Origin of the sequence: Devosia sp. (assembly GCF_017307565.1) — a bacterium.
GTDB lineage: Bacteria > Pseudomonadota > Alphaproteobacteria > Rhizobiales > Devosiaceae > Devosia.
The window spans coordinates 1-1,470 of sequence record NZ_JAFKHD010000244.1; the positions used below are offsets into that span (position 1 = coordinate 1).

General features: G+C 63.2%; 2 protein-coding genes. One reads left to right on the forward strand and one right to left on the reverse strand.

The window, feature by feature from the left end; translation table 11 throughout:
* The coding region (locus J0I64_RS08190; RefSeq protein WP_291407103.1) for a sugar transferase at positions 1-464 on the reverse strand (464 nt) is incomplete at its 3' end.
* Between the two features lie 366 nt (positions 465-830).
* Here J0I64_RS08190 and wecB point away from each other — a divergent pair.
* On the forward strand, positions 831-1,470 hold a 640-nt coding region (gene wecB, locus J0I64_RS08195), incomplete at its 3' end, for a non-hydrolyzing UDP-N-acetylglucosamine 2-epimerase (protein WP_291407104.1).

Sequence of the window (1,470 nt, forward strand, 5' to 3'; positions counted from 1 at the left end):
CGCGGGCCGACAAGGCTCATGTCGCCGATCAGCACATTCCAGAGCTGGGGCAGCTCGTCGAGCGAGTAGCGGCGGAGATAGGGGCCAATGGCCGTCAGGCGCGGATCGTGGCGCAGTTTCTGCGTCGCATTCCATTCTGCCCGTGCCGCCGCATTGCCGGCGATATAGCCCTCGAGCGCCGCTTCGGCATTCGGCACCATGGTGCGCAGCTTCCAGAGCATGAAGGTGGTTCCCCCTCGCCCGACGCGTGGCTGAAGATAGAAGGCGGGTCCGCCGTCGCGTCGCACGAGGATCACCAGAACGGCGATGAGCGGCAGGAAGAAGGGTCCGACCACAAGGACCAGAAGCACATCGAGCATTCGCTTGCCGGCGGCGGCATAGGAGTGGTTGCCGATCTTTGCCGTTGCGAGCGAGGCGGGGGTTGCGTGGTCGATGCTGTGGGGCTGAAGCGGTTCGTCGAGCATAGTCGCGCCTCTTATTAATAGGGCGTTTACCATATGCACTTGGGCAAGAAGCGAACTGACTCGACCGGTTTAGGCGCCCGGAAGGCCTATCGCGCACGTGGCGCGCGGCTTAGCCGACACGGCGGGTTTGATAGGGTATTCGGCCAGCCGTTCACCTGTGATTAGGCTTAACGAACTATTAACGTATCTATCCATACGCCGCCCAGCGGGCCGCGGCGGCTCCGTGCCACCCAAAGAGTTGAGGCGATTTAGGGAAGTGGGAACAGCGCCGCGCGCGTCGGGCCCAAGCTAGGGAATAGGGGCTACTTTCCAACCTCTTGCGTACCGATACGCTTTTGCCTTGCGCCAGTTTCGGCGCGGGCGGGGATGATCGTCGTGCGCAAGATCCTTGTTGTTTACGGAACCCGGCCGGAGGCGATCAAGGTCGCGCCGCTGATTTCAGCCATGGCCCATTCGGCCCATCTCGAGGCCGTGGTGGCAGTGACGGGCCAGCACCGACAGATGCTCGACCAGGTCAACGAGCTGTTCGGCATCGTGCCCTCGCACGACCTCAATATCATCACCGAGCGCCAGCAATTGCAGGGCATCACCTGCCGGGCGCTCGAAGGGGTTTCCGCGGTGATTGCCGACGAGCAGCCCGATGCGGTGCTGGTGCAGGGCGATACCACGACCTGCTTTGCCGCAGCGCTCGCTGCCTTCTATCAGAAGGTGCCGGTCATCCATCTTGAGGCGGGATTGCGCACCGGCGACGCCTACAATCCATTCCCCGAGGAAATGAACCGGGCCATGGTCTCGCGCATTGCAGCGCTGCATCTGGCGCCGACGCAAACCTCGCGAAAAAACCTCACGGACGAAGCCATTGCGGCCGGACGCATTGCGGTCACCGGAAACACGGTGATCGATGCATTGCTCGAAGTCGCAGCGCGCCGTGCGCCACCGGTCAATTCGGACCTGCGCCGGCTCGATGGAAGGCCCACGGTGCTGATCACGGCGCATCGCCGCGAGC